We start from the raw sequence: 2,732 nt of genomic DNA, 5'->3' as shown, positions 1-2,732 counted from the left end.
CGCGAGCGCGATGGCTCCGGCGCCGCTTATCGCGGCGATCGTCAGCGTCGTCCAGCGGCGTTTGGGCCGTGTCGAGGTTGCGTCGTCCATGAGCAAAAACCTACCGTGTTACCCCTGCGGGGCAAGGTCGTAATGGTGAGGATGTTATTGATTTGCCGCCGACTGTTGGCCCGCAATCGGACGCATCAACGCAGATCAGCGGGCCTCGTCGGAGAACGCGCGTAACCGCAGATCCCGATCGGTGCCGGGCGCGTCATCACGGGCCGGCGAAGCCGGCTTGGTTCAGCACCTTTTGGCCCGTTGGTCCGGTCACCAGGTCGATGAACTTCTGCGCCAGCGCGGGCTGGGATGCATGTTTGAGGACGGCGATCGGATACATGTTGGCCGTGTCAGCAGCCTCGGCAAAATTGACCGTGTTCACCTTGTCGCCCGCCTTGTGTGCGTCGGTGACGTAGACCAGCCCGGCGTCCGCGGTGCCGCTGGTGACTCTGGCCAAGACGTCGGAAACGGTCGGTTCTTCACTGATCGGATCGAAGTGAACGCCGGTCTTGTCCTCGATGCGCTGGGTCAATGCTGCGCAGGGCACCGGCTCTCGGCACACCACGACCTTGAGGCTGGGATTGGCGAGGTCGGCGAAGGAATGGATCTGCTTGGGATCGCCTGGCGCCGTGACGATCACCAATGTGTTGGACGCGAAATTGACGGGATCGGTCTCCGTCAAGCCTGCCTTGGCCACGGTGTCCATTTGCGCGCTGTCGCTCGAGGCGAAGATGTCGGCGGGGGCACCCGAGGTCAACCGAGTGGCCAGCTCCGACGAGACCGCGAAGTCGAAATTCACAGTGCTGCCGGGATTGTCGGTCTGGAACTTGCCGGCGAGCACGGTGAACGTGGGCTTTAGCGAAGCCGCGGCGAACACCATGATCGATTGAGCCGACGGTAGGCCCTGCGACGCAGACTGCGATGCCGGCGGCGCCTTCGCACCGCACGACAGATTCGTCGCCAGCACCAGACACATCGAGGCGCCAACCAGCGTCCGTACCGTCGTCAGCCGGAACGTCATGGTGCCAAGCGTTGTCCAAACGGTGACCACGTCGTGCCGGATTCAAAGTTTCATCTCTAGCTACTGTCCAGTAACATGAACGAAGATTGACGCCATACACGCTCTGAAATCCCAGGAACGGGCGTTGCGGTGTGCCACCATCGAAGCATCGAATGACCGTTGCTCCAGGCGGAAGCCGCAAGTGCCGACAGTCGGCCCTCACCTGGATTCAGTGTTGAATACAAGGAGGTCATAGCGGTGGATGTGCTGGTCACCGGAGGCGATACCGAACTAGGTCGGGTCGTTGCTGAAGGGTTCCGCGACGCTGGTCATACGATCACGCTGGCCGGGGCACGTCGAGACGACCTCGAGGTGGTCGCCAAGGAACTCGAAGTGGACGCGATTGTCTGCGACACCACCGACCCGGTCAGCCTCGCGGAGGCGCGTGGGTTGTTCCCGCATCACCTGGACGTCATCGTCAACATCCCGGCGCCGCGCTGGAACCCGGGTGACCCGCGCGCGTACTCGCTGTCGGATCTGGCCGCCGCATGGCGTAATTCCCTGGATGCCACCGTGCTGTCGGCGGTGCTGACAGTCGACACTGTGGCTGACCACCTGCGCTCCGGCGGGTCGATCATCAGCGTCGTAGCGGAGAATCCCCGCGCGGGAAGCGCTGAGGCCGCGATCAAGGCGGCGCTGTCGAATTGGGTCTCAGGCCAGGCGACGGCGTTCGGCACCCGCGGGATCACGGTCAACGGCGTCGCCGCCGGGCGCGGCGCGCAGGCCGGGTACGAAGGACTGTCCAGCACTCCACCGGCCGTTGCCGACGAGGTCGCGCGGTTGGCGCTCTTCCTGACGAGTCCCGCTGCCCGACACATCACCGGACAGCTTCTGCATGTCAGCCACGGCGCGCTGACGCAATTCGCCTAGCGCGAACCATTCACTTTGGGACCTCCGTCGCTGGCGGAGTGTCATTAGGGTAGACCGCGTGACTATCCGACTTGGCTTGCAAATTCCCAACTTTTCCTACGGCACCGGCGTCGAGCAACTCTTCCCCACTGTTATCGCGCAAGCGCGCGAGGCCGAATCGGCGGGATTCGATTCGGTTTTCGTGATGGACCACTTCTACCAACTGCCGATGCTGGGCTCGCCCGATCAGCCGATGCTCGAGGCCTACACCGCCCTCGGCGCGTTGGCGACGGCGACCGAACGAGTTCAGTTGGGGGCGTTGGTAACCGGCAACACCTACCGCAACCCGACCCTGCTGGCCAAGGCCATCACCACACTGGACGTGGTCAGCGCAGGCCGTGCGATCCTCGGCATCGGAGCCGGGTGGTTCGAGCTCGAGCATCGCCAACTCGGTTTCAAATTCGGCACCTTCACCGAGCGCTTCAATCGGCTCGAGGAGGCGCTGCAAATTCTCGACCCGATGATCAAGGGCGAACGATCGACGTTCTCCGGAGACTGGTACACCACCGAATCGGCGTTTGCCGAACCGCGTTACCGCGACCGCATTCCGATGCTCATCGGTGGCGGCGGCGAGAAGAAGACCTTTTCCATCGCCGCGCGCTATGCCGACCACCTCAACGTCATGGCCGGATTCGACGAGCTGCCGGGCAAGCTCGACGCATTAGCCAAACGATGCGACGAGGTCGGCCGGGACCGCGCGACGTTGGAGACCAGCGTCCTGCTT

Annotated in this window: 3 protein-coding genes; 2 read left to right on the top strand and 1 reads right to left on the bottom strand. The window is 63.5% G+C overall.

What is annotated here, in order from left to right; genetic code table 11:
- Positions 1-256: 256 nt before the first annotated feature.
- Positions 257-1,048, bottom strand: a complete 792-nt coding sequence (modA, locus tag WBF82_RS19335) for a molybdate ABC transporter substrate-binding protein (protein ID WP_424384557.1) — start codon at positions 1,046-1,048, stop codon at positions 257-259.
- A gap of 243 nt (positions 1,049-1,291) precedes the next feature.
- On the opposite strand from modA, the gene WBF82_RS19330 reads away from it, so the two are divergent.
- Both WBF82_RS19330 and WBF82_RS19325 read left to right on the top strand, forming a co-directional pair.
- Positions 1,292-1,969: an SDR family oxidoreductase gene (locus WBF82_RS19330; protein ID WP_424384556.1), complete on the top strand. Its 678-nt coding sequence runs from the start codon at positions 1,292-1,294 to the stop codon at positions 1,967-1,969.
- A 58-nt stretch (positions 1,970-2,027) separates the two neighbouring features.
- On the top strand, positions 2,028-2,732 hold a 705-nt coding region (locus WBF82_RS19325), incomplete at its 3' end, for an LLM class F420-dependent oxidoreductase (RefSeq protein ID WP_424384555.1).

This window comes from Mycobacterium sp. (genome assembly GCF_049673265.1).
Classification (GTDB): domain Bacteria; phylum Actinomycetota; class Actinomycetes; order Mycobacteriales; family Mycobacteriaceae; genus Mycobacterium.
This window is presented reverse-complemented; position numbering and strand designations above follow the sequence as displayed.